Raw genomic sequence first — 20,675 nt, forward strand, 5'->3', positions numbered from 1 at the left:
CCGCTTCACTCACCGATCAAGCCTGAGCCTGACCCTCAGCCAGGAAGAACCAGGTTTCCAGCACGGAATCCGGGTTCAGCGACACGCTTTCGATGCCCTGCTCCATCAGCCAGCGCGCCAGATCCGGGTGGTCCGAAGGACCCTGACCGCAGATGCCGATGTACTTGCCAGCCTTGTTGCACGCCTGAATCGCGTTCGACAGCAGCTTCTTGACCGCTGGATTACGCTCGTCGAACAGGTGCGCGATGATCCCGGAGTCGCGATCCAGACCCAGCGTGAGTTGAGTCAGATCGTTGGAGCCGATCGAGAAACCGTCGAAGAATTCGAGGAATTCTTCCGCCAGAATCGCGTTGGATGGCAGTTCGCACATCATGATCACGCGCAGACCGTTCTCGCCGCGCTTCAAGCCGTTCTCTGCGAGCAGATCAACAACCTGGCTGGCTTCGCCCAAGGTTCGAACGAACGGCACCATGATTTCGACGTTGGTCAGGCCCATCTCGTTGCGCACACGTTTCAGCGCACGGCACTCGAGTTCGAAGCAGTCACGGAACGATTCGCTGATGTAACGCGAAGCGCCACGGAAACCCAGCATCGGGTTTTCTTCTTCCGGCTCGTACAGCTTGCCGCCGATCAGGTTGGCGTATTCGTTGGACTTGAAGTCCGACAGACGCACGATGACCTTTTTCGGGGTGAACGCAGCGGCCAGGGTGCTGATACCTTCGACCAGTTTATCGACATAGAAGCCGACCGGATCGTCGTAACCGGCGATGCGCTTGTCGACGCTGTCCTTGATTTCCTGCGGCAGACCGTCGTAGTTCAGCAGTGCTTTCGGGTGCACGCCGATCATGCGGTTGATGATGAACTCCAGGCGGGCCAGGCCCACACCGGCGTTCGGCAGTTGCGCGAAGTCGAAGGCGCGGTCCGGGTTGCCGACGTTCATCATGATCTTGAACGGCAGATCAGGCATGGCGTCCACGGAGTTTTTCTTGATATCGAAGCCAAGCTCACCTTCGAAGATGTAACCGGTGTCGCCTTCGGCGCAGGAAACGGTCACGCCCTGGCCATCTTTCAGCAACTGAGTGGCGTTGCCGCAACCCACGACTGCCGGAATACCCAGCTCGCGGGCGATGATCGCCGCGTGGCAGGTACGGCCGCCCCGGTTGGTGACGATGGCGCTGGCGCGCTTCATGACCGGTTCCCAGTCCGGGTCGGTCATGTCGGAAACCAGCACGTCGCCCGGCTGGACCTTGTCCATTTCCGAGACGTCCTTGATGATCCGCACCTTGCCGGCGCCGATGCGCTGGCCGATCGCACGACCTTCCACCAGCACAGTGCCGGTTTCTTTCAGCAGGTAACGTTCCATGACGTTGGCCTGGGTGCGGCTTTTCACGGTTTCCGGACGCGCCTGCACGATGTACAGCTTGCCGTCGTCACCGTCCTTGGCCCACTCGATGTCCATCGGGCAGCCGTAGTGCTTCTCGATGATCATCGCTTGCTTGGCCAATTCGCTGACTTCAGCGTCGGACAGACAGAAACGCGCGCGATCAGCCTTGTCCACATCGATGGTCTTGACCGATTTGCCGGCCGTGGCGACTTCGCCGTAGATCATCTTGATGGCTTTGCTGCCCAGGTTACGGCGCAGGATCGCCGGACGACCGGCCTCCAGCGTGCCTTTGTGGACGTAGAATTCATCCGGGTTCACCGCGCCTTGCACAACGGTTTCGCCCAGACCGTAAGCGCCGGTAATGAACACCACGTCACGGAAACCGGATTCGGTGTCGAGGGTGAACATCACGCCGGCGGTACCGGTTTCCGAACGCACCATGCGCTGCACGCCGGCAGACAAGGCGACCAGTTTGTGGTCGAAGCCCTGGTGCACGCGGTAGGAAATCGCACGGTCGTTGAACAAGGAGGCGAATACTTCTTTGGCAGCGCGGATAACGTTTTCCACGCCACGAATGTTCAGGAAGGTTTCCTGCTGACCGGCGAACGATGCGTCCGGCAAGTCTTCGGCGGTGGCGGAAGAGCGCACGGCCACGGCCATGTCAGGATTGCCGGCCGACAGCGCGGCGAACGCGGTGCGGATCTCGGCGTTGAGCTTTTCAGGGAATTCGGCGTCCATGATCCATTGACGGATCTGCGCACCGGTCTTGGCCAGGGCGTTGACGTCGTCAACGTCGAGGGCGTCGAGCGCGTCGTGGATCTGCTGGTTCAGACCGCTCAGTTCCAGGAAGTCACGATAGGCCTGCGCGGTGGTGGCAAAGCCGCCGGGGACCGAAACACCGGCGCCGGCCAGGTTGCTGATCATCTCGCCCAGGGATGCGTTCTTGCCCCCCACATGCTCAACATCGTGTTTGCCGAGCTTATCGAGGGAAACTACGTACTCTACCAAGGTGATCTCTCCACTAACTGTGTTGGAAAAGCTCAGAAACCGGCTGCTCGGGGGAGCGTTGGCCGGCTGTATGGCCTGGACCTGGAAAATAAGTGAGAATGCTGGCCACTGGCGGCCGGCAAATCGCGCCTATCATATCCAAGAATGACTATTAGCTTAAGGCCCAAGGTGCAAATGAAACGATCTGCTTTCTTTATCTCCGATGGCACCGGCATTACTGCCGAAACCCTGGGTCAAAGCCTCCTGGCGCAGTTCGAAAACATTACCTTCAGCAAATTCACGCGACCGTACATCGACAGCGTGGAAAAAGCGCGGGCCATGGTACAACAAATCAACAAAGCCGCCGAAACCGACGGCTTCCGGCCGATCATCTTCGACACCATCGTCAATCAGGACATTCGTGAGATTCTCGCAACGTCCAATGGTTTCATGATCGACATTTTCTCGACCTTTCTTGCACCGCTTGAGCAGGAACTGACCGAGCATTCTTCCTACACCGTCGGCAAGTCGCATTCCATCGGCCACAACTCCAATTACATGGAGCGCATCGAGGCGGTGAACTTCGCCCTGGACAACGACGACGGCGCCCGCACCCACTATTACGACAAGGCCGATCTGATACTAGTGGGTGTGTCGCGCTGTGGTAAGACGCCGACGTGTCTGTACATGGCGATGCAATTCGGCATCCGCGCGGCCAACTACCCGCTGACCGAAGACGACATGGAACGCCTGCAACTGCCGGCCGCCCTGCGCGCCCATCAACACAAGCTGTTCGGACTGACCATCGACCCGGATCGCCTTACTGCGATCCGCAACGAGCGCAAACCCAACAGCCGCTACTCGAGCTACGCCCAGTGCGAATTCGAAGTGCGCGAAGTGGAAAACCTGTTCCGCCGCGAGAACATCCCCAACATCAATTCCACGCATTTTTCGGTGGAAGAGATTTCCGCGAAAATTCTCGTAGAGAAAGGCGTCGAGCGGCGCTTCAAATAACCAATTGCCCCTTGTAGGAGCTGCCGCAGGCTCCTACACGGGGTGTGTTGTGTCAGAAGGAATCGCCCGGAACGCGGACGTAGCCCTCCATCAACACCCGCGCACTACGGCTCATGATGGCTTTCTTCACCACCCATTCGCCGTTCTCCAGACTGGCCTCAGCCCCGACGCGTAGGGTTCCGGACGGATGCCCGAACCGCACCGCATTACGCTCAACACCACCGGCAGCGAGGTTCACCAAGGTGCCGGAAATCGCCGCCGCCGTGCCAATCGCCACAGCCGCCGTGCCCATCATCGCGTGATGCAGCTTGCCCATCGACAAGGCGCGCACCAGCAGATCTACATCCCCCGCCGCAATCGCCTTCCCGCTGGAGGCCACGTAATCCGCAGGCTTGGCGACGAATGCGACTTTCGGCGTGTGTTGCCGTTTGGCCGCTTCGTTGAGATCGGAAATCAGGCCCATGCGCAATGCGCCGTGAGCCCGAATGGTTTCAAACATCGCCAGCGCTTTCAGGTCACCGTTGATCGCGCCTTGCAGCTCGGTGCCGGTGTAGCCGATGTCTTCAGCGTTGACGAAAATCGTTGGAATACCGGCGTTGATCATGGTCGCTTTGAAGGTGCCGACGCCAGGCACGTCGAGGTCATCGATCAGGTTGCCGGTGGGAAACATCGAACCAGCGCCGCCCTCTTCTTCCGCCGCCGGATCCATGAATTCGACCTGCACTTCAGCCGCTGGAAAGGTCACGCCGTCGAGCTCGAAATCACCGGTTTCCTGCACTTCGCCGTTGGTGATCGGCACGTGCGCGATGATGGTTTTTCCAATGTTGGCCTGCCACACGCGCACCACGGCGACGCCGTTGTGCGGAATGCGCTCGGCATCCACCAATCCATTGCTGATGGCGAACGAACCGACCGCCGCCGACAGGTTGCCGCAGTTGCCGCTCCAGTCCACGAACGGTTTATCGATGGAGACCTGACCAAACAGGTAATCCACATCGTGATCGGCCTTGGTGCTCTTCGACAGGATCACGGTTTTGCTGGTGCTGGAGGTCGCACCGCCCATGCCGTCGATCTGCTTGTCGTAAGGGTCGGGACTGCCGATCACGCGCAATAACAAAGCATCGCGGGCCGGGCCTGCGACCTGTGCGGCTTCTGGCAGATCTTTCAGGCTGAAGAACACGCCTTTGCTGGTGCCGCCACGCATATAAGTGGCGGGGATTTTGATTTGTGCTGCGTGAGCCATGACTGCTCCTTCAAAGCGGCCAAAGGACTCATCATCCTTTGGTCGCTTAACTTGTTTTAAACGGCAACCGCCGATTCTTCGAGGAAGTCCTGAGCAAAGCGCTGCAACACGCCGCCGGCTTCGTAGATCGACACTTCTTCGGCGGTATCGAGGCGGCAGGTGACCGGCACATCGACGCGCTCGCCGTTCTTGCGGTGGATCACCAGCGTCAGATCCGCACGCGGCTTGCGCTCACCGATCACGTCGTAGGTTTCAGTGCCGTCGATGGCCAACGTATGGCGATCGGTGCCCGCTTTGAACTCCAGTGGCAACACGCCCATGCCCACCAGGTTGGTGCGGTGAATGCGCTCGAAACCTTCGGCGGCAATCGCTTCAACCCCGGCAAGGCGCACGCCTTTGGCCGCCCAGTCGCGCGAGGAACCCTGGCCATAGTCAGCGCCGGCAATGATGATCAGCGGTTGCTTGCGTTCCATGTAGGTTTCGATGGCTTCCCACATGCGCATCACCTGGCCTTCCGGCTCGACGCGGGCCAGCGAACCCTGTTTGACCTTGCCGTTTTCCACGACCATTTCGTTGAACAGTTTCGGGTTGGCAAAGGTCGCGCGCTGCGCGGTCAGGTGGTCGCCACGGTGCGTTGCGTAAGAGTTGAAGTCCTCTTCCGGCAGGCCCATTTTCGCCAGGTATTCGCCGGCGGCGCTGTCGAGCATGATCGCGTTGGAGGGCGACAGGTGATCGGTGGTGATGTTGTCCGGCAGCACCGCCAGCGGGCGCATGCCCTTGAGCGGCCGCGCGCCGGCAAGCGCGCCTTCCCAGTACGGCGGACGGCGGATGTAGGTGCTCATTTCGCGCCAATCGTACAGCGGCGCGACTTTCGGGCCGGTGTCTTCGTGGATGGCGAACATCGGAATGTAGACCTGACGGAACTGCTCCGGCTTGACCGAGGATTTGACCACGGCGTCGATTTCTTCGTCGCTCGGCCAGATGTCTTTCAGGCGGATTTCCTTGCCATCGACCACGCCAAGTACGTCTTTCTCGATGTCGAAACGGATGGTCCCGGCGATGGCGTAAGCCACCACCAGCGGCGGCGAAGCAAGGAACGCTTGCTTGGCGTACGGGTGAATGCGTCCGTCGAAGTTACGGTTGCCCGAGAGTACGGCGGTGGCGTACAGATCGCGGTCGATAATCTCTTGCTGGATCACTGGATCGAGCGCACCGGACATGCCGTTGCAAGTGGTGCAGGCAAACGCGACGATGCCGAAACCAAGCTGCTCCAGCTCAGTGGTCAGCCCCGCTTCATCAAGGTACAGCGCCACGGTTTTCGAACCCGGCGCCAGCGACGACTTGACCCACGGTTTGCGCGTCAGCCCAAGCTTGTTGGCGTTGCGCGCAATCAGGCCGGCGGCGATCACGTTGCGCGGGTTGCTGGTGTTGGTGCAACTGGTGATGGCGGCGATGATCACTGCGCCGTCGGGCATTTGCCCCGGCACTTCATCCCATTGACCGGAGATGCCTTTGGCCGCCAGATCCGAAGTCGCCACGCGGGCGTGCGGGTTGCTCGGGCCGGCCATGTTGCGCACGACCGACGACAGATCGAACGTCAGGCCGCGCTCGTATTGCGCGCCTTTCAGGCTGTCGGCCCACAGGCCAGTGGTCTTCGCGTAATGCTCGACAAGCTGCACTTGTTGGTCTTCGCGACCGGTAAGTTTCAGGTAGTCGATGGTTTGCTGGTCGATGTAAAACATCGCCGCGGTGGCGCCGTATTCCGGGGCCATGTTGGAGATGGTCGCGCGGTCGCCGAGGGTCAGCGCGGCGGCGCCTTCGCCGAAGAATTCCAGCCATGCGCCGACGACTTTCTGTTTGCGCAGGTATTCGGTCAGCGCCAGCACCATATCGGTGGCGGTGATGCCCGGTTGCAGCTTGCCGGTCAGTTCGACGCCGACGCTTTCCGGCAGACGCATCCACGACGCGCGGCCGAGCATCACGCTCTCGGCTTCGAGGCCGCCAACGCCAATGGCGATTACGCCCAGTGCATCGACGTGCGGGGTGTGGCTATCGGTGCCGACGCAGGTATCCGGGAACGCCACGCCGTCGCGCACCTGGATCACCGGAGACATTTTCTCCAGGTTGATCTGGTGCATGATGCCGTTGCCCGGCGGGATCACATCGACATTCTTGAAGGCCTTCTTCGTCCAGTTGATGAAGTGGAAACGGTCTTCGTTACGGCGGTCTTCGATGGCGCGGTTCTTCTCGAAGGCTTGCGCGTCAAAACCACCGGCCTCGACGGCCAGCGAGTGGTCGACGATCAACTGCGTCGGCACCACCGGATTGACTTGGGCCGGGTCACCGCCCTGCAAGGCGATGGCATCGCGCAGACCGGCGAGGTCGACCAGCGCGGTCTGGCCGAGAATGTCGTGGCACACCACGCGCGCCGGGAACCACGGGAAATCCAGGTCGCGCTTGCGTTCGATGAATTGTTTCAGGGACTCGGTCAGCGTGGCCGGATCGCAACGCCGCACGAGGTTTTCCGCCAGCACGCGCGAGGTGTACGGCAGGGTGTCGTAGGCGCCGGGCTGAATCGCATCGACCGCCGCACGGACGTCGAAATAATCCAGCGGCGTGCCGGGCAGGTTCTTGCGGAATTCTGTGTTCATCGGTCGGGACTCGGTCACGGTAGTCACAAAAGAGGGGGCGCCTGTACCGGCGCCCTCCCCGGTCAGCGCTGTTCGATTGGCACGAACTTGCGCTGTTCGACGCCGACGTACTCGGCGCTCGGGCGGATGATGCGGTTGTTGGCGCGCTGTTCGAACACGTGCGCGGCCCAGCCGGTCAGGCGCGAGCAGACGAAGATCGGCGTGAACAGCTTGGTCGGGATGCCCATGAAGTGGTACGCCGAGGCGTGGTAGAAATCGGCGTTGGGGAAGAGTTTCTTCTGCTCCCACATGGTCTTGTCGATCGCTTCGGAAACCGCGAACAGCACCTTGTCCCCGACTTCGTCAGAGAGCTTTTTCGCCCAGCCCTTGATCACTTCGTTGCGCGGATCGCTGTCCTTATAGATCGCGTGGCCGAAGCCCATGATCTTGTCTTTACGCTCAAGCATGCCGAGGGTGCCTTTGATCGCCTCGTCCGGCGACGAAAAGCGCTCGATCATTTCCATCGCCGCTTCGTTGGCGCCGCCATGCAGCGGGCCGCGTAGCGAGCCGATGGCCGCCGTTACGCAGGAATACAGATCAGACAACGTCGAAGCGCACACCCGGGCAGTGAAAGTCGAAGCGTTGAATTCGTGTTCGGCGTAGAGGATCAGCGACACGTTCATCACTTTGACGTGCAGTTCGCTCGGCTTCTTGTCGTGCAGCAAGTGCAGAAAGTGGCCGCCGATGGTTGGTTCATCGCTGACGCAATTGATGCGTTGACCATCGTGACTGAAGCGATACCAATAGCACATGATCGCCGGGAACGCGGCCAGCAGCCGGTCGGTCTTGTCCAGTTGCTCGGAGAAGTCTTGCTCCGGTTCGATGTTGCCAAGGAAGGAGCAACCGGTGCGCATCACGTCCATCGGGTGGGCGTCGGCGGGAATGCGCTCAAGCACTTCTTTCAGCGCTTGCGGCAGATCGCGCAGCTTGCCGAGTCTTTGCTGGTAGTCGGCGAGCTGGGTTTTGCTAGGGAGTTCGCCGTACAGCAGCAGGTACGCCACTTCTTCGAACTGCGCATCTGCCGCCAGTTCGCGCACGTCATAGCCGCGATAGGTCAGCCCGGCACCGGCCTGGCCCACGGTGGACAGTGCGGTTTGCCCGGCAACCTGGCCCCGGAGCCCGGCGCCACTGAGTACTTTTGCTTCGGCCATTGTTTTCTCCAATCTTGAATTTGTTAGGGAGGCTGGCGGCGTTTATTTTTTCGCCGCAAACAACGCATCGAGCTTCTGCTCGAACGTGTGGTAATCGATGCGATCGTAGAGCTCCATGCGAGTCTGCATGGTGTCGATGACATTCTGCTGCGTACCGTCGCGGCGGATCGCGGTGTAGACGTTTTCCGCAGCCTTGTTCATCGCGCGGAACGCCGACAGCGGGTACAACACCAGCGATACATCGGCCCCGGCCAGTTGTTCGGTGGTGTACAGCGGTGTGGCGCCGAACTCGGTGATATTGGCCAGAATCGGCGCTTTCACGCGGCTGGCGAACAGCTTGTACATATCCAGCTCGGTGATTGCTTCCGGGAAGATCATGTCAGCACCGGCCTCGATGCACGCGGCCGCGCGATCCAGTGCCGATTCCAGACCTTCAACTGCCAGCGCATCGGTGCGGGCCATGATCACGAAGCTGTCATCGGTGCGCGCATCGACCGCAGCCTTGATCCGGTCGACCATTTCCTGCTGCGAGACGATTTCTTTACCAGGACGGTGGCCGCAACGCTTGGCGCCGACCTGATCCTCGATGTGAATCGCCGCCGCGCCGAACTTGATCATCGATTTGACGGTGCGCGCGACGTTGAACGCCGAGGAGCCGAAACCGGTATCGACATCCACCAACAACGGCAGATCGCAGACGTCAGTGATGCGGCGCACGTCGGTCAGCACGTCATCCAGACCGGTGATGCCCAGATCCGGCACCCCGAGAGAGCCTGCGGCCACCCCGCCACCGGACAGGTAGATCGCCTTGAAACCGGCGCGCTTGGCCAACAATGCGTGGTTGGCGTTGATCGCGCCGACCACTTGCAGCGGATGCTCGCTGGCAACCGCATCGCGAAAACGCTGGCCTGGAGTGTTCTGGTTGGAACTCATGACTCACCTCGTTCAGTGACTGTCGGGTTGGCGCCGTCCTGATAATGACGGGCGATATTGCGTTTCGAAGCGCCGATGTGCCGGCGCATCAACAATTCGGCCAGTTCGCCGTCACGGTCGGCGATGGCATCGAGAATCCGGTGGTGCTCGGCAAACGCCTGACGCGGACGGTTGGGGGTGGTAGAAAACTGGATGCGATACATGCGCACCAGTTGATACAGCTCGCCGCAGAGCATCTGGGTCAGGGTGCGGTTGCCGCTGCCCTGGATGATCCGATAGTGAAAGTCGAAATCGCCTTCTTGCTGGTAATAACCGACGCCGGCCTGAAACGCCGCGTCGCGCTCATGGGTTTCGAGGACCCGGCGCAGTTCGTCGATTTCTTCGGCGGTCATGCGTTCCGCCGCCAGACGGCAGGCCATGCCTTCAAGGGATTCGCGAATTTCGTAGAGTTCGAGCAATTCGGCATGGCTCAGCGAGACCACCCGTGCGCCGACGTGCGGTACGCGCACCAGCAAGCGCTGGCCTTCCAGACGATGGATCGCCTCACGCAGCGGCCCACGGCTGATGCCGTAGGTACGCGCCAGCTCCGGCTCGGAGATCTTGCTGCCCGGGGCGATTTCACCTTTGACGATGGCCGCCTGAATGCGCCGAAAGACGTTTTCCGAAAGTGTCTCGGAATCGTCACCGCTGATCACCGGGGGATCGAGTTGATCCAGCATATTGTCGACACCTTTAAATCAGATGCGGCAAAAAATAGCGAATAAGCCCGCATCAGTCAAAGGATAAATAGGTATTGTCGACAATCGTCTAATAAGCCACTGATTCAGCCCCAAGGGTTATAGACCCGCTCGGCGGCTGGCGCCATAAAACCACCGTGCTAGAATGCCGCCCGCATTTGCCAGTCATTTGCACGGCTTGTCATAAAAAGCTGATAGGCACACGTAGGCGCTTGCGCAGTCATTGCCCAACGCCTTGCACCGAGAAACGGAACGCTGCGCACCAGGATTTATGAGACTCAAGCCCTTCTCCACCTTCTTTTATATGCTCTGCCTGCCCGGCCTCGCCTTGGCGGGGGAAAAAACCGTGTACGGCCTCAATGAATACGCAGCGCTGGACGGTATCAATCTGCAAGTCGCGGCCAAACTCGACACCGGCGCCAAAACCGCCTCACTGAGCGCCCGCGACATCAAACGCTTCAAACGCAACGGCGAGTCGTGGGTACGCTTCTATCTGGCCATCGACACCGCGCATTCGCACCCGCTCGAACGGCCGCTGGCACGGGTCAGCAAAATCAAGCGCCGCGCCGGCGACTACGATCCGGAAGAGGGCAAGAAATACACCGCTCGTCCGGTGATCGAGCTGGATATCTGCATGGGTTCGGCAATGCGCAGCATAGAAGTGAACCTGACCGACCGAAGTGCGTTCCAATATCCGCTTTTGATCGGCTCCGAAGCGTTGAAACGCTTCGACGCGCTGGTCGATCCCAGTCTTAAATACGCTGCCGGCAAACCTGCCTGCGCCATCGCCGCTCATACCGCCGAGTAATTTCCATGCGTTCTCTAACCTTCCACCTGAAAATCCTGATCACCATTCTGGTGCTGCTCGGCGTTTCGGTTACGGCCTATCAGATTTTCGTGCTCGGCATCCCGGTGACCGAAGACGCCACCGACGACTTGTGGAACATCGACGCCAAAGTCGAGTTCGTCGCCAGCACCAAGGATCCGGTGAAGATCCAGATGTTCGTGCCGCCCCTGAGTCGCGACTATGTCAGCCTCAATGAAAGCTTCATCTCGAACAACTACGGGGTAGCGGTCAACCGGGTTGACGGCAACCGCAAGGTGACGTGGTCGGCGCGCCGCGCCAAGGGCAATCAGACGCTGTATTACCGCTTGGTGCTGACCAAGCGCTACACCGCGGAAAAAACCAAGATCAAAGGCCCGACCTTCCGCGACAGCATGGTCATCGAAGGCGCGGAGAAAATCGCCGCCGAAGCCTTGCTCGCGCCGATCCGCCAGCACTCCGCCGACGTCGAAACGTTCATCGGCGAAGCGATCAAACGCGTCAACAATCTCAACGACGATAACGTGAAACTGCTGCTGGCCGGTGATCCATCGACTGCGCACAAAGCCAAGATCGTCGAATTGCTGCTGTCGATCGCCCACGTACCGGTAGAAAAAGTCCACACCCTGCGTCTGGTCGCCGATCAGCCGCAAACCCCGGAACTGTGGCTGCGCAGCTTCAATGGCGCCGACTGGTTGTACTTCAACCCGGAAACCGGCGAACAGGGCCTGCCGACCGACCGCCTGCTGTGGTGGACCGGCGATGAAAACCTGATCACCGTCGACGGCGGCAAGAAAGCCAACGTGACCTTCAGCTTGAACAACAGCGAGATGAACGCGATTCGTCTGGCCAAGCTGACCGACGAAAACACCGACGCCAACTTCCTCGATTACTCGCTGTACGGACTGCCGCTGCAAACCCAGCAGACCTTCATGATCATGGTGATGATCCCGATTGGCGTGCTGGTGATCCTGATCCTGCGCAACCTGATCGGCTTGCAGACCCTCGGCACCTTTACTCCGGTGCTGATCGCATTGGCCTTCCGCGAGACGCAACTCGGGTTCGGCATTCTGCTGTTTACCGTGATTACCGCGCTGGGGCTGTCGTTACGTTCGTATCTGGAACATCTGAAGCTGCAAATGCTGCCGCGACTCTCGGTGGTGTTGACCTTTGTTGTGGTGTTGATCGCGGCGATCAGTCTCTTTAGTCACAAGCTTGGTCTGGAACGCGGTCTGTCGGTGGCGCTGTTCCCGATGGTGATTCTGACCATGACCATCGAACGCCTGTCGATCACCTGGGAAGAACGCGGTGCCGGACATGCGATGAAAGTGGCGATCGGCACGCTGTTCGCAGCGTCCCTGGCGCACCTCATCATGAGCGTGCCGGAGCTGGTGTACTTCGTGTTTACCTTCCCGGCGATCCTGCTGATTCTGGTGGGCTTCATGCTGGCAATGGGTCGCTATCGCGGTTATCGCCTGACCGAACTGGTGCGCTTCAAGGCTTTCCTGAAGAAGGCTGACGCCTGATGTTCGGTTTCTGGAAGACCTGGAAGGCCCTGGAAGCCCGGGGCATCATGGGCATCAATCGGCGTAACGCGGACTACGTGCTCAAGTACAACAAGCGCAGTCTGTACCCGATTGTCGATGACAAGATCATCACCAAAGAGCGCGCGATCAAGGCCGGCATTCATGTGCCGGAACTGTACGGTGTAATTTCCACCGAGAAGGAAATCGACAAGCTCGACGAGATCATCGGCGCGCGCAGCGACTTCGTGATCAAACCGGCCCAAGGCGCGGGCGGCGACGGCATCATCGTGATCGCCGACCGTTTCGAGGGCCGCTATCGCACGATCTCGGGCAAGATCCTTGCCCACGAAGAGCTTGAACATCACATCTCAAGCATCCTCACCGGCCTGTATTCACTGGGCGGACACCGCGACCGCGCACTGATCGAATACCGCGTGACCCCGGACCAGATCTTCAAAAGCATCAGCTATGAAGGCGTGCCGGACATCCGCATCATCGTGCTGATGGGCTATCCGGTGATGGCCATGCTGCGCTTGCCGACTCGCCAGTCCGGCGGCAAGGCCAACCTGCACCAAGGCGCGATCGGTGTCGGCGTTGACCTGGCCACCGGCCTGACCCTGCGCGGTACCTGGCTGAACAACATCATCACCAAACACCCGGACACCACCAACGCAGTCGATGGCGTGCAACTGCCCTACTGGGACGGTTTCATGAAACTCGCGGCCGGTTGTTATGAGCTATGCGGGTTGGGCTACATCGGTGTGGACATGGTGCTGGATCAGGAAAAAGGCCCGCTGATTCTTGAGCTGAATGCGCGGCCGGGGCTGAATATTCAGATCGCCAACGATTGCGGGCTGACGTTGCGTACGCATGCGGTTGAAGCACGACTGGAAGAGTTGAAGGCGCGTGGGGTGACGGAGACGGTTGAAGAGCGGGTGGCGTTTGCCCAGGAATTGTTTGGGCATATTCCGGCGGTCGAGGGTTGATCCCGAACATGCCGACCTGTTCCGTACACCCCCTGCCCTATCGCGCCAACCCCGCCGAGTACTTCGCGGCAATCCGCCATGCCCCCGGCGCCGTGCTGCTCGACAGCGGCCGGCCGAGCGCAGAACGTGGCCGCTATGATTTGCTCAGCGCCTGGCCGCTGGAACAGCTCGCGGTTTTGCCGGATGAAAGCGGCAGTCTGTTCCTGCAACGCTTGCGCGATAATCTGGCCCGTTTGGGCAAGGCGGATTTGCCTGACGGTTTTGAACTGCCATTCGCCGGCGGCCTGATCGGCTATCTGAGCTACGACTTCGGCCGGCATCTGGAACACCTGCCGAGTCAGGCGCGGGATGATCTGCAATTGCCGGATGCGCGGTTTGGTCTGTATGACTGGGCGTTGATTTCGGATCATCTTTTGGCCACCAGCCAATTGGTGTTTCATCCTTCAGTGAGTGCCGACGAGCAGCGCCGGCTGATTGATTTGTTCACTGAACTGACGACAGAGGCTTCGGCGCCTTTTTCGTTAAATAGTCCGATGACGGCCGATTTGTCGGCAGATCAATACCGTCATGCCTTCGAACGCATTCAACACTACATTCAGGCGGGTGACTGCTACCAGGTCAACTTCGCGCAACGCTTTCGCGCACCGTGCCAAGGCGATCCATGGCTGGCCTATTGCGCCTTGCGCGAAGCGTGCCCTACCCCGTTTTCCGGATTCCAGAGCCTGCCCGACGGCGGCGCGGTGTTGAGTCTGTCGCCTGAACGCTTTGTCAAAGTCAGCCAGCGCCAGGTCGAAACCCGCCCAATCAAGGGCACTCGCCCACGCGGTCTGACGCCTGCCGAAGACGCCGCCAACGCCGCCGAGTTGCTGGCCAGCCCCAAGGATCGCGCCGAAAACCTGATGATCGTCGATCTGCTGCGCAACGACCTCGGTCGCACTTGCCGCATCGGCTCGGTGCGGGTGCCGGAGTTGTTCAGTCTGGAAAGCTATCCGAATGTGCATCACTTGGTCAGCAGCGTGACCGGCGAGCTGGCGGACGATCGCGATGCGCTGGATCTGATCGCTGGCAGCTTCCCCGGCGGTTCGATCACCGGCGCGCCAAAGATTCGGGCGATGCAGATCATCGACGAGCTAGAGCCGACCCGGCGCGGGTTGTACTGCGGTTCGTTACTGTATCTGGACGTACGCGGCGAGATGGACAGCTCCATCGCGATTCGCAGTTTGCTGGTGAAGGATGGGCAGGTGTGTTGCTGGGGTGGCGGCGGGATTGTGGCCGATTCCGACTGGCAGGCTGAGTATCAGGAGTCGATCACCAAAGTGAAGATACTTCTGCAAACTCTGCAAACCCTTTAATTAACTGTGGCGAGGGAGCTTGCTCCCGCTGGAGTGCGAAGCGCTCCCAGAATTTGTGCGACTGCTACGCAGCCGAGCGGGAGCAAGCTCCCTCGCCACAGAAAGTGATTAGAGACTCAGATTGCGGTTCGAGGCCTTGATGAATTCCTGCTTCAACTCGGCAAAGGTATGCACCGCCGGGAACTGTGGAAACTCGCGAATCACATTGTCCGGCGCATGAAACAGAATCCCCGCATCCGCTTCACCGAGCATGCTCGTGTCGTTGTAGGAATCGCCCGCGGCAATCACCCGGTAATACAGGCTTTTGAACGCCAACACTGACTGGCGCTTCGGATCTTTCTGACGCAGTTGATAGCTGGTGACCCGCCCGCTGTCGTCCGTAATCAGACGATGACAAAGCAAGGTCGGGAAGCCCAGCTGACGCATCAGCGGTTGGGAAAATTCGTAGAAGGTGTCCGACAGAATCACCACCTGGAAGCGTTCGCGTAGCCAATTGACGAACTCCACTGCGCCATCCAGCGGCTTGAGCGTGGCGATCACTTCCTGAATGTCCGAGAGCTTCAGGCCGTGCTCGTCGAGGATGCGCAGGCGCTGCTGCATCAGCACGTCGTAATCGGGAATGTCCCGGGTGGTGGCCTTGAGGGATTCGATTCCGGTTTTTTCGGCGAAGGCGATCCAGATTTCCGGCACCAACACCCCTTCAAGATCAAGACAGGCAATTTCCACAGGACACTCCGTTTGTAATGTTTATTGAGTCGAGCGAGCCCGAACTCTAGCGGCTCGACCCGGCCCGTGCAACGCACAGCACGCCCCGGCCCACGCGACTTTTTGTTAACATCGCCGCCATATAGAGCGCCCAGCGCCACCGACCTGTAGGAAGCCGCCCTGATGAGCCCAACGTTCGACGTCGTGGAACTCGCCACGACCTATGCCAACAAATCCGCGCAAGACATCCTCAAACTCGCGTTCGCCGAGTTCGGTGACGAGTTGTGGATATCTTTCAGCGGCGCCGAGGATGTTGTGCTGGTGGACATGGCCTGGAAGCTCAACAAGAACGTCAAAGTCTTCAGTCTCGACACCGGGCGCCTGCACCCGGAGACCTACCGCTTCATCGATCAGGTGCGCGAGCACTACAAGATCGACATCGAATTGGTGTCGCCGGACTACACAAAACTCGAACCGTTCGTGAAGGAAAAAGGCCTGTTCAGTTTCTACAAGGACGGCCACGGCGAGTGCTGCGGGATCCGCAAGATCGAGCCGCTGCGCCGTAAACTGTCCGGCGTCAAAGCCTGGGCTACTGGCCAGCGCCGTGACCAGAGCCCGGGCACCCGCAGCGCGGTAGCGGTACTGGAAATCGACACCGCGTTCTCCACTCCGGAACGCACGCTGTACAAGTTCAACCCGTTGGCACAGATGACCAGCGAGGAAATCTGGGGCTACATCCGCATGCTCGAGCTGCCGTACAACAGCCTGCATGAGCGCGGCTTTATCAGCATCGGTTGCGAGCCATGCACCCGCCCGGTGCTGCCAAACCAGCACGAGCGCGAAGGTCGCTGGTGGTGGGAAGAAGCCACGCAAAAAGAGTGTGGGCTGCACGCCGGGAACATCATCGGCAAATCCAAGGCTTAGCCAACACCCGGTTTCAAGCCGGGTTCAGACTGCACTGAAGCGTTTGGCCAGTCCCTGCTCGGCAAACTGCTCGATGACGAAATCGACAAATGCTCGAGTTTTGCCGGGCAGCAATTTGTGCTCCGCGTAATAGATCGAGATGTTGCCATCGTCGACGTACCAGTCCGGCAACACTCGCTGTAAACGCCCGGTGTCCAGATAACCAACGGCAAACGGCATGCTTACTAACGCAATGCCCAAGCCCTGCGCCGCCGTGGCGCAAGCGGCCTCGGAATCGCTCATGGTCATTCGCACTCGCAGGATCAAGGGGCTGTGTTGTTGCTTGCGATCGCTCAACTGCCACGAGCGCACGCGGCCGGTTTGCGGTGAGCGGATCAGAATACCGTCGTGATCCTTCAGGTCCTCCGGCTGATTAATTGCCGGGTGGCTATCCAGATATTCGCGAGACGCCACCAATACCCTATGCGCCGGAGTCAGCTTGCGCGCGACCACGCCTTGCGGCAGTTCAAAACCGCCGCCAATCGCCGCATCAAAGCCCTGCCCGATCAGATCCACCTGACGATTATCGAAATGCCAGTCCGGGTTGATCGCCGGGAACCGATGCAGAAACTCACCCAGCAACGGCACGATGTACAGCCGCCCAAACACCGTGCCCATGCTGACTTTCAACGTACCCGCCGGTTGCCCTTCGGCGCTGGCCAGATTCGCCACAGCATTCTGGATCGTGGTGAGGCTGGCGCTGACCTCGCTCAAAAATAGTTGCCCGGCCTCGGTCAGCGTCAAACTGCGGGTACTGCGCTGAAACAGCCTTACGCCAAGACGTGCTTCGAGTTTCGCCACGCTTTTGCCGACCGCTGCCGGAGTCAGACTGAGGCGTCTGGCGGCTTCGGCGAAGCTGCCGACCTCGGCACTGCGGACGAAGCATTCGATACTACTGAATGTTTCCATGGTCGCCACTATAAACTTCTGGTTTACACAGACTATAGCAACCTCGGGCTACACGGTTGCTGGCTGGCGGCAGATACTCGACCCCGACACCAAGGCAGCCTGCCTTGTAATTTCTGGAGATCGCACATGACCACTCAAAACCTCAGCGGTAAAGTCGCTCTGATTCAAGGCGGCTCTCGCGGCATCGGCGCCGCCATCGTCAAACGCCTGGCCGCCGAAGGCGCAGCAGTTGCCTTCACTTATGTAAGCTCCGACGCCAAGGCTCAGGAGTTGCAGAACAGCATCACCGGCAACGGCGGCAAAGCCCTCGCAATCAAGGCCGACAGTGCCAACGCCGATGCCATCCGCAGCGCCGTGGCTGCCACCGTTGAAGCCTTTGGCCGCCTCGATATCCTGGTCAACAACGCGGGCATCCTCGCCATCGCGCCGCTGGAAGATTTCAAACTGGAAGACTTCGATCAGACCCTGGCAATCAACGTCCGCAGCGTGTTCATCGCGTCCCAGGAGGCCGCCAAGCACATGGGCGAAGGCGCGCGCATCATCAATATCGGCAGCACCAACGCCGATCGCATGCCCTTCGGTGGCGGCAGTGTGTATGCGATGAGCAAATCGGCACTGGTTGGCCTGACCAAAGGCCTGGCGCGCGATCTCGGCCCACGCGGCATCACCATCAACAACGTGCAGCCCGGCCCGGTCGACACCGACATGAACCCGGCCCACGGCGAGTTCGCCGACAGCCTGATCCCGTTGATGGCGGTCGGCCGTTACGGCAAGGCTGAAGAAATCGCCAGCTTCGTCGCCTACCTGGCAGGCCCTGAAGCCGGCTACATCACCGGTGCCAGCCTGACCATCGACGGCGGTTTCGGCGCCTGATACCGCTGAAATACTCTGAACGAAAAACGCCGCCCTTCCTTAATGGAGGGGCGGCGTTTTTTGCTGCGGTTACGTCAGGCCCAATCCAGCGCCGGCAATCCGCAAGCAGCTGGGGTGAACGCTTTCAACGTACGAAGAATCCCGTCGGCGTGTGCGTATTTTTCATCGGCCATCGCCGCATCAGGAATCGCGATGGCGGTCATGCCTGCCGCTTTGGCCGCCGTCACGCCGAATGGCGAGTCCTCGAACACCAGACAATCTTCCGGCGCCACACCCAAACGCCGGGCAGCCGTCAGGAAGATATCCGGCGCCGGTTTTGCCGCGCCGACCTCCGGGTCATCAGCGGTAACGATGAAGTCAAACAGTGCAAACCAGTCGCGGTGCAACGTGGTTTTCTGAGCGAACGACTGACGCGATGAACTGGTACCGACCGCAATCGGAATGTTGTGCGCCTTGAGGTGACGCACCAGTTCCTCTGCCCCCGCCATCGCCTGAGCAGTGGGAAAACGCTCGCGCATCAACGGTTCGCGGATCACCAGAAACTCTTCGGCAGTGATCGGCAGTTCGAGTGCTTCAACCACGTAGCGCGCCAGGTCACCCGCGCCACGGCCAATGATGTTTTGTTTGATGCTCCAGTCGAATGTGCGTCCGTAACGCGCCGCAATCATCGACGTGACCTCGGTGTAGATGCCCTCGGTGTCCAGCAGCAAACCGTCCATATCGAAAATCACGGCCTTGATCGGGCCGAACGCCTTCAGCGGTGCATTCATCATCGGATCCGTCAGCAATGTCATCCAGCCCCGCGCCGTTGAGGCAGCAGCACGGATCTGATTAAAGGGTTCAGCAGCATAACGAGCGTGATCGCCATTGGGCAACGGGCAATCTCTGCTGTTTGGTTTAAAACAGTCGCAGGCAATTAGCGAAATACCCTACAGCCACCGCCTACTTGGCTGACTTCTTTCCCGTTTGATCCCCCGCACAGTTGCGCGCCTTCCATCGAATTGCGCGAGCGACTGCGAATGCTGCCACCCGATCCTCTGCTGAAACTCAATAACACCATTGGTTTGCTGGTGGTCGCGGCGCTGAATCCCGAGCAGCCCGACGCCGAAGCGCTGTTCGGTGAATTTCGCCTGTGTTTGAACAACTACGACGCCTGGGCCGAGCAGTTCTGGACCGGGACGGCGCTGGATGTCGAGCAGGTATTCAAGGTCGGCAACGATGTTTCGCTGACGGCTCCGATCAAGTCGCGTAAAGCGGTCAGTCCGTCGGTGTTCATGTGCCCTGCCCAAGGCCCCCTGACCTTGGTGCACATGTTCGAAGCGGCGCGGTTTGTGCCGATCGGTAATACGCCGGTGATGCTGGAACCGCTGGTTGCAGAGGTCGATGGCGTCCTGAGCTACGGCGAACCGCTGCATCACACCATCGGCCCCAGCGGCATTCTCGAGGTCACTGACTGCAATCGGGGCCAGCGTTATCGCATCACCTTCTTTCCTGATGTGTCGACCGATCACGTCAAGGCGTTGTACGCCTCCTACCAAGGGCTGATCGATGGGCTTGAGGTCTGGCTGCGTGAGGAGTGGGCAGGGTTTGAGCCGCAGTGGGCGGAGTTTTCCAGTGCCGGGTTCAGTGAGCGTTATGGCTTGTTGCAGCAGGCAGACTGGCGGGGTTTTGAGAGTGCGTTAAACGGCGTCTGGGATGACGTCAAGCAAGTGTTTGCGCTGCTCGCCGATTTGCAGGCCAACAGCGAAAAACTGCTGGCGTACCTGTCCGAGCTTGAGCTGAACGCCCTGTTGAACGCGTCTGCCGAGGCCATTGCCAACGGCTTGTTGATGCTCAGTGACGAGCCGCTGCTGTTTATTCATCTGGCGGCGTTTACCAGTTGGTTGAAGATGCTGCCGCCGCAGTATCTGGCCGAGGTGGTAGCGGAAGTTCGCGCCGAGTTGCTGATTGGCTTTCTGCTGATGTGCGTTGGGCGCGGCATGGGCGTGAAGCTGCTGTTGAGCGCCAGAGTCCTCGGCAAGATCAAATCACCGCGCGCGCGGGAGTGGCTGGCGGCTGCGGCGTTGCGTTTGGCTGAGCTGACCTCTGAGGCCGATCTGACCCGACATGCTAATGCGCTGAGACCGCTGATGGTCAATGCGCGGCAGGCGCCGTTGAAGCCGACGCCGACCGTACCGCTGGAGATTCGTCAGGGCGAGGCGCCGGTTTTGACGGTGCCCAACCCGGCGGCGATATCGCGCAACAAGTCACAAGACATGACGCGGCTGGAGCGGCTTGAGCCTCGGGATGAGGTATCGGATCAGGCTAAGAATCCCAACGGGGATAGCGCCGACTGCGCGGCGTCGACCTGCACCAACGGTTGCCCGGTATCGATGGTCACCGGTGAAGAGTTGTTGACC

Annotated in this window: 16 protein-coding genes and 1 pseudogene; 8 read left to right on the top strand and 9 right to left on the bottom strand. The window is 59.9% G+C overall.

Annotation, left to right across the window (positions count from 1 at the left end; translation table 11 throughout):
• Positions 1-16: 16 nt before the first annotated feature.
• On the bottom strand, positions 17-2,392 hold the full coding sequence (gene ppsA, locus ACOI8A_RS04165) for a phosphoenolpyruvate synthase (RefSeq protein ID WP_420648816.1): 2,376 nt from the start codon (positions 2,390-2,392) through the stop codon (positions 17-19).
• 174 nt (positions 2,393-2,566) lie between these two features.
• Here ppsA and ppsR point away from each other — a divergent pair, with 174 nt between their 5' ends.
• On the top strand, positions 2,567-3,385 hold the full coding sequence (ppsR, locus tag ACOI8A_RS04170) for a pyruvate, water dikinase regulatory protein (RefSeq protein ID WP_007951980.1): 819 nt from the start codon (positions 2,567-2,569) through the stop codon (positions 3,383-3,385).
• Between the two features lie 52 nt (positions 3,386-3,437).
• On the opposite strand, the gene prpF is transcribed toward ppsR, so the two are convergent.
• The 5 genes from prpF to ACOI8A_RS04195 form a co-directional block, all read right to left on the bottom strand.
• Positions 3,438-4,628, bottom strand: coding sequence for a 2-methylaconitate cis-trans isomerase PrpF (gene prpF, locus ACOI8A_RS04175; RefSeq protein WP_420648817.1), 1,191 nt, complete (start codon positions 4,626-4,628; stop codon positions 3,438-3,440).
• Between the two features lie 56 nt (positions 4,629-4,684).
• Complete coding sequence (acnD, locus tag ACOI8A_RS04180; protein ID WP_420648818.1) at positions 4,685-7,279, bottom strand: Fe/S-dependent 2-methylisocitrate dehydratase AcnD; 2,595 nt, start codon at positions 7,277-7,279, stop codon at positions 4,685-4,687.
• 62 nt (positions 7,280-7,341) lie between these two features.
• Positions 7,342-8,469, bottom strand: coding sequence for a bifunctional 2-methylcitrate synthase/citrate synthase (gene prpC, locus ACOI8A_RS04185; protein ID WP_420648819.1), 1,128 nt, complete (start codon positions 8,467-8,469; stop codon positions 7,342-7,344).
• A gap of 42 nt (positions 8,470-8,511) precedes the next feature.
• On the bottom strand, positions 8,512-9,402 hold the full coding sequence (gene prpB / locus ACOI8A_RS04190; RefSeq protein ID WP_420648820.1) for a methylisocitrate lyase: 891 nt from the start codon (positions 9,400-9,402) through the stop codon (positions 8,512-8,514).
• Positions 9,399-10,118 (bottom strand): GntR family transcriptional regulator, encoded by a 720-nt coding sequence (locus tag ACOI8A_RS04195; protein ID WP_420648834.1) that lies wholly within the window; start codon positions 10,116-10,118, stop codon positions 9,399-9,401. Before ACOI8A_RS04195 ends, prpB begins: the two co-directional genes overlap by 4 nt.
• A 292-nt stretch (positions 10,119-10,410) precedes the next feature.
• Here ACOI8A_RS04195 and ACOI8A_RS04200 point away from each other — a divergent pair, with 292 nt between their 5' ends.
• From ACOI8A_RS04200 to pabB, 4 genes are read left to right on the top strand one after another with little or no spacing between them, the layout of a single operon-like run.
• Complete coding sequence (locus ACOI8A_RS04200) at positions 10,411-10,947, top strand: ATP-dependent zinc protease (RefSeq protein ID WP_420648821.1); 537 nt, start codon at positions 10,411-10,413, stop codon at positions 10,945-10,947.
• A 5-nt stretch (positions 10,948-10,952) separates the two neighbouring features.
• Positions 10,953-12,488, top strand: coding sequence for an inactive transglutaminase family protein (locus tag ACOI8A_RS04205; RefSeq protein ID WP_420648822.1), 1,536 nt, complete (start codon positions 10,953-10,955; stop codon positions 12,486-12,488).
• On the top strand, positions 12,488-13,474 hold the full coding sequence (locus ACOI8A_RS04210; protein ID WP_420648823.1) for an alpha-L-glutamate ligase-like protein: 987 nt from the start codon (positions 12,488-12,490) through the stop codon (positions 13,472-13,474). Before ACOI8A_RS04205 ends, ACOI8A_RS04210 begins: the two co-directional genes overlap by 1 nt.
• 8 nt (positions 13,475-13,482) lie before the next feature.
• Positions 13,483-14,826 carry an aminodeoxychorismate synthase component I gene (pabB, locus tag ACOI8A_RS04215; protein WP_420648824.1) on the top strand — a complete coding sequence of 448 codons (1,344 nt, stop codon included), beginning with the start codon at positions 13,483-13,485 and terminating at the stop codon, positions 14,824-14,826.
• 108 nt (positions 14,827-14,934) lie between these two features.
• Here pabB and thrH read toward each other — a convergent pair whose 3' ends face one another.
• Positions 14,935-15,552, bottom strand: a complete 618-nt coding sequence (gene thrH, locus ACOI8A_RS04220) for a bifunctional phosphoserine phosphatase/homoserine phosphotransferase ThrH (protein WP_420648825.1) — start codon at positions 15,550-15,552, stop codon at positions 14,935-14,937.
• 162 nt (positions 15,553-15,714) lie between these two features.
• Between thrH and ACOI8A_RS04225 the strand changes: the two genes are divergently transcribed.
• The gene (locus ACOI8A_RS04225; protein ID WP_420648826.1) at positions 15,715-16,455 is read left to right on the top strand and encodes a phosphoadenylyl-sulfate reductase; all 741 of its coding nucleotides are present in this window, start codon (positions 15,715-15,717) and stop codon (positions 16,453-16,455) included.
• Between the two features lie 24 nt (positions 16,456-16,479).
• Here the strand turns inward: ACOI8A_RS04225 and ACOI8A_RS04230 are convergent, their stop codons facing one another.
• Positions 16,480-17,403: a LysR family transcriptional regulator gene (locus ACOI8A_RS04230; protein ID WP_420648827.1), complete on the bottom strand. Its 924-nt coding sequence runs from the start codon at positions 17,401-17,403 to the stop codon at positions 16,480-16,482.
• Between the two features lie 126 nt (positions 17,404-17,529).
• On the opposite strand from ACOI8A_RS04230, the gene ACOI8A_RS04235 reads away from it, so the two are divergent.
• Positions 17,530-18,276 carry a 3-oxoacyl-ACP reductase family protein gene (locus ACOI8A_RS04235; protein ID WP_420648828.1) on the top strand — a complete coding sequence of 249 codons (747 nt, stop codon included), beginning with the start codon at positions 17,530-17,532 and terminating at the stop codon, positions 18,274-18,276.
• 74 nt (positions 18,277-18,350) lie between these two features.
• On the opposite strand, the gene ACOI8A_RS04240 is transcribed toward ACOI8A_RS04235, so the two are convergent.
• A complete protein-coding gene (locus ACOI8A_RS04240; protein ID WP_420648835.1) occupies positions 18,351-19,046 on the bottom strand; it encodes an HAD-IA family hydrolase in 696 nt (231 codons plus the stop codon).
• A 249-nt stretch (positions 19,047-19,295) separates the two neighbouring features.
• Between ACOI8A_RS04240 and ACOI8A_RS04245 the strand changes: the two are divergent.
• Positions 19,296-20,675, top strand: a pseudogene (locus ACOI8A_RS04245) (type IV secretion protein Rhs); the annotation flags it as partial.

The organism is Pseudomonas sp. P4795, assembly GCF_048822895.1.
Classification (GTDB): domain Bacteria; phylum Pseudomonadota; class Gammaproteobacteria; order Pseudomonadales; family Pseudomonadaceae; genus Aquipseudomonas.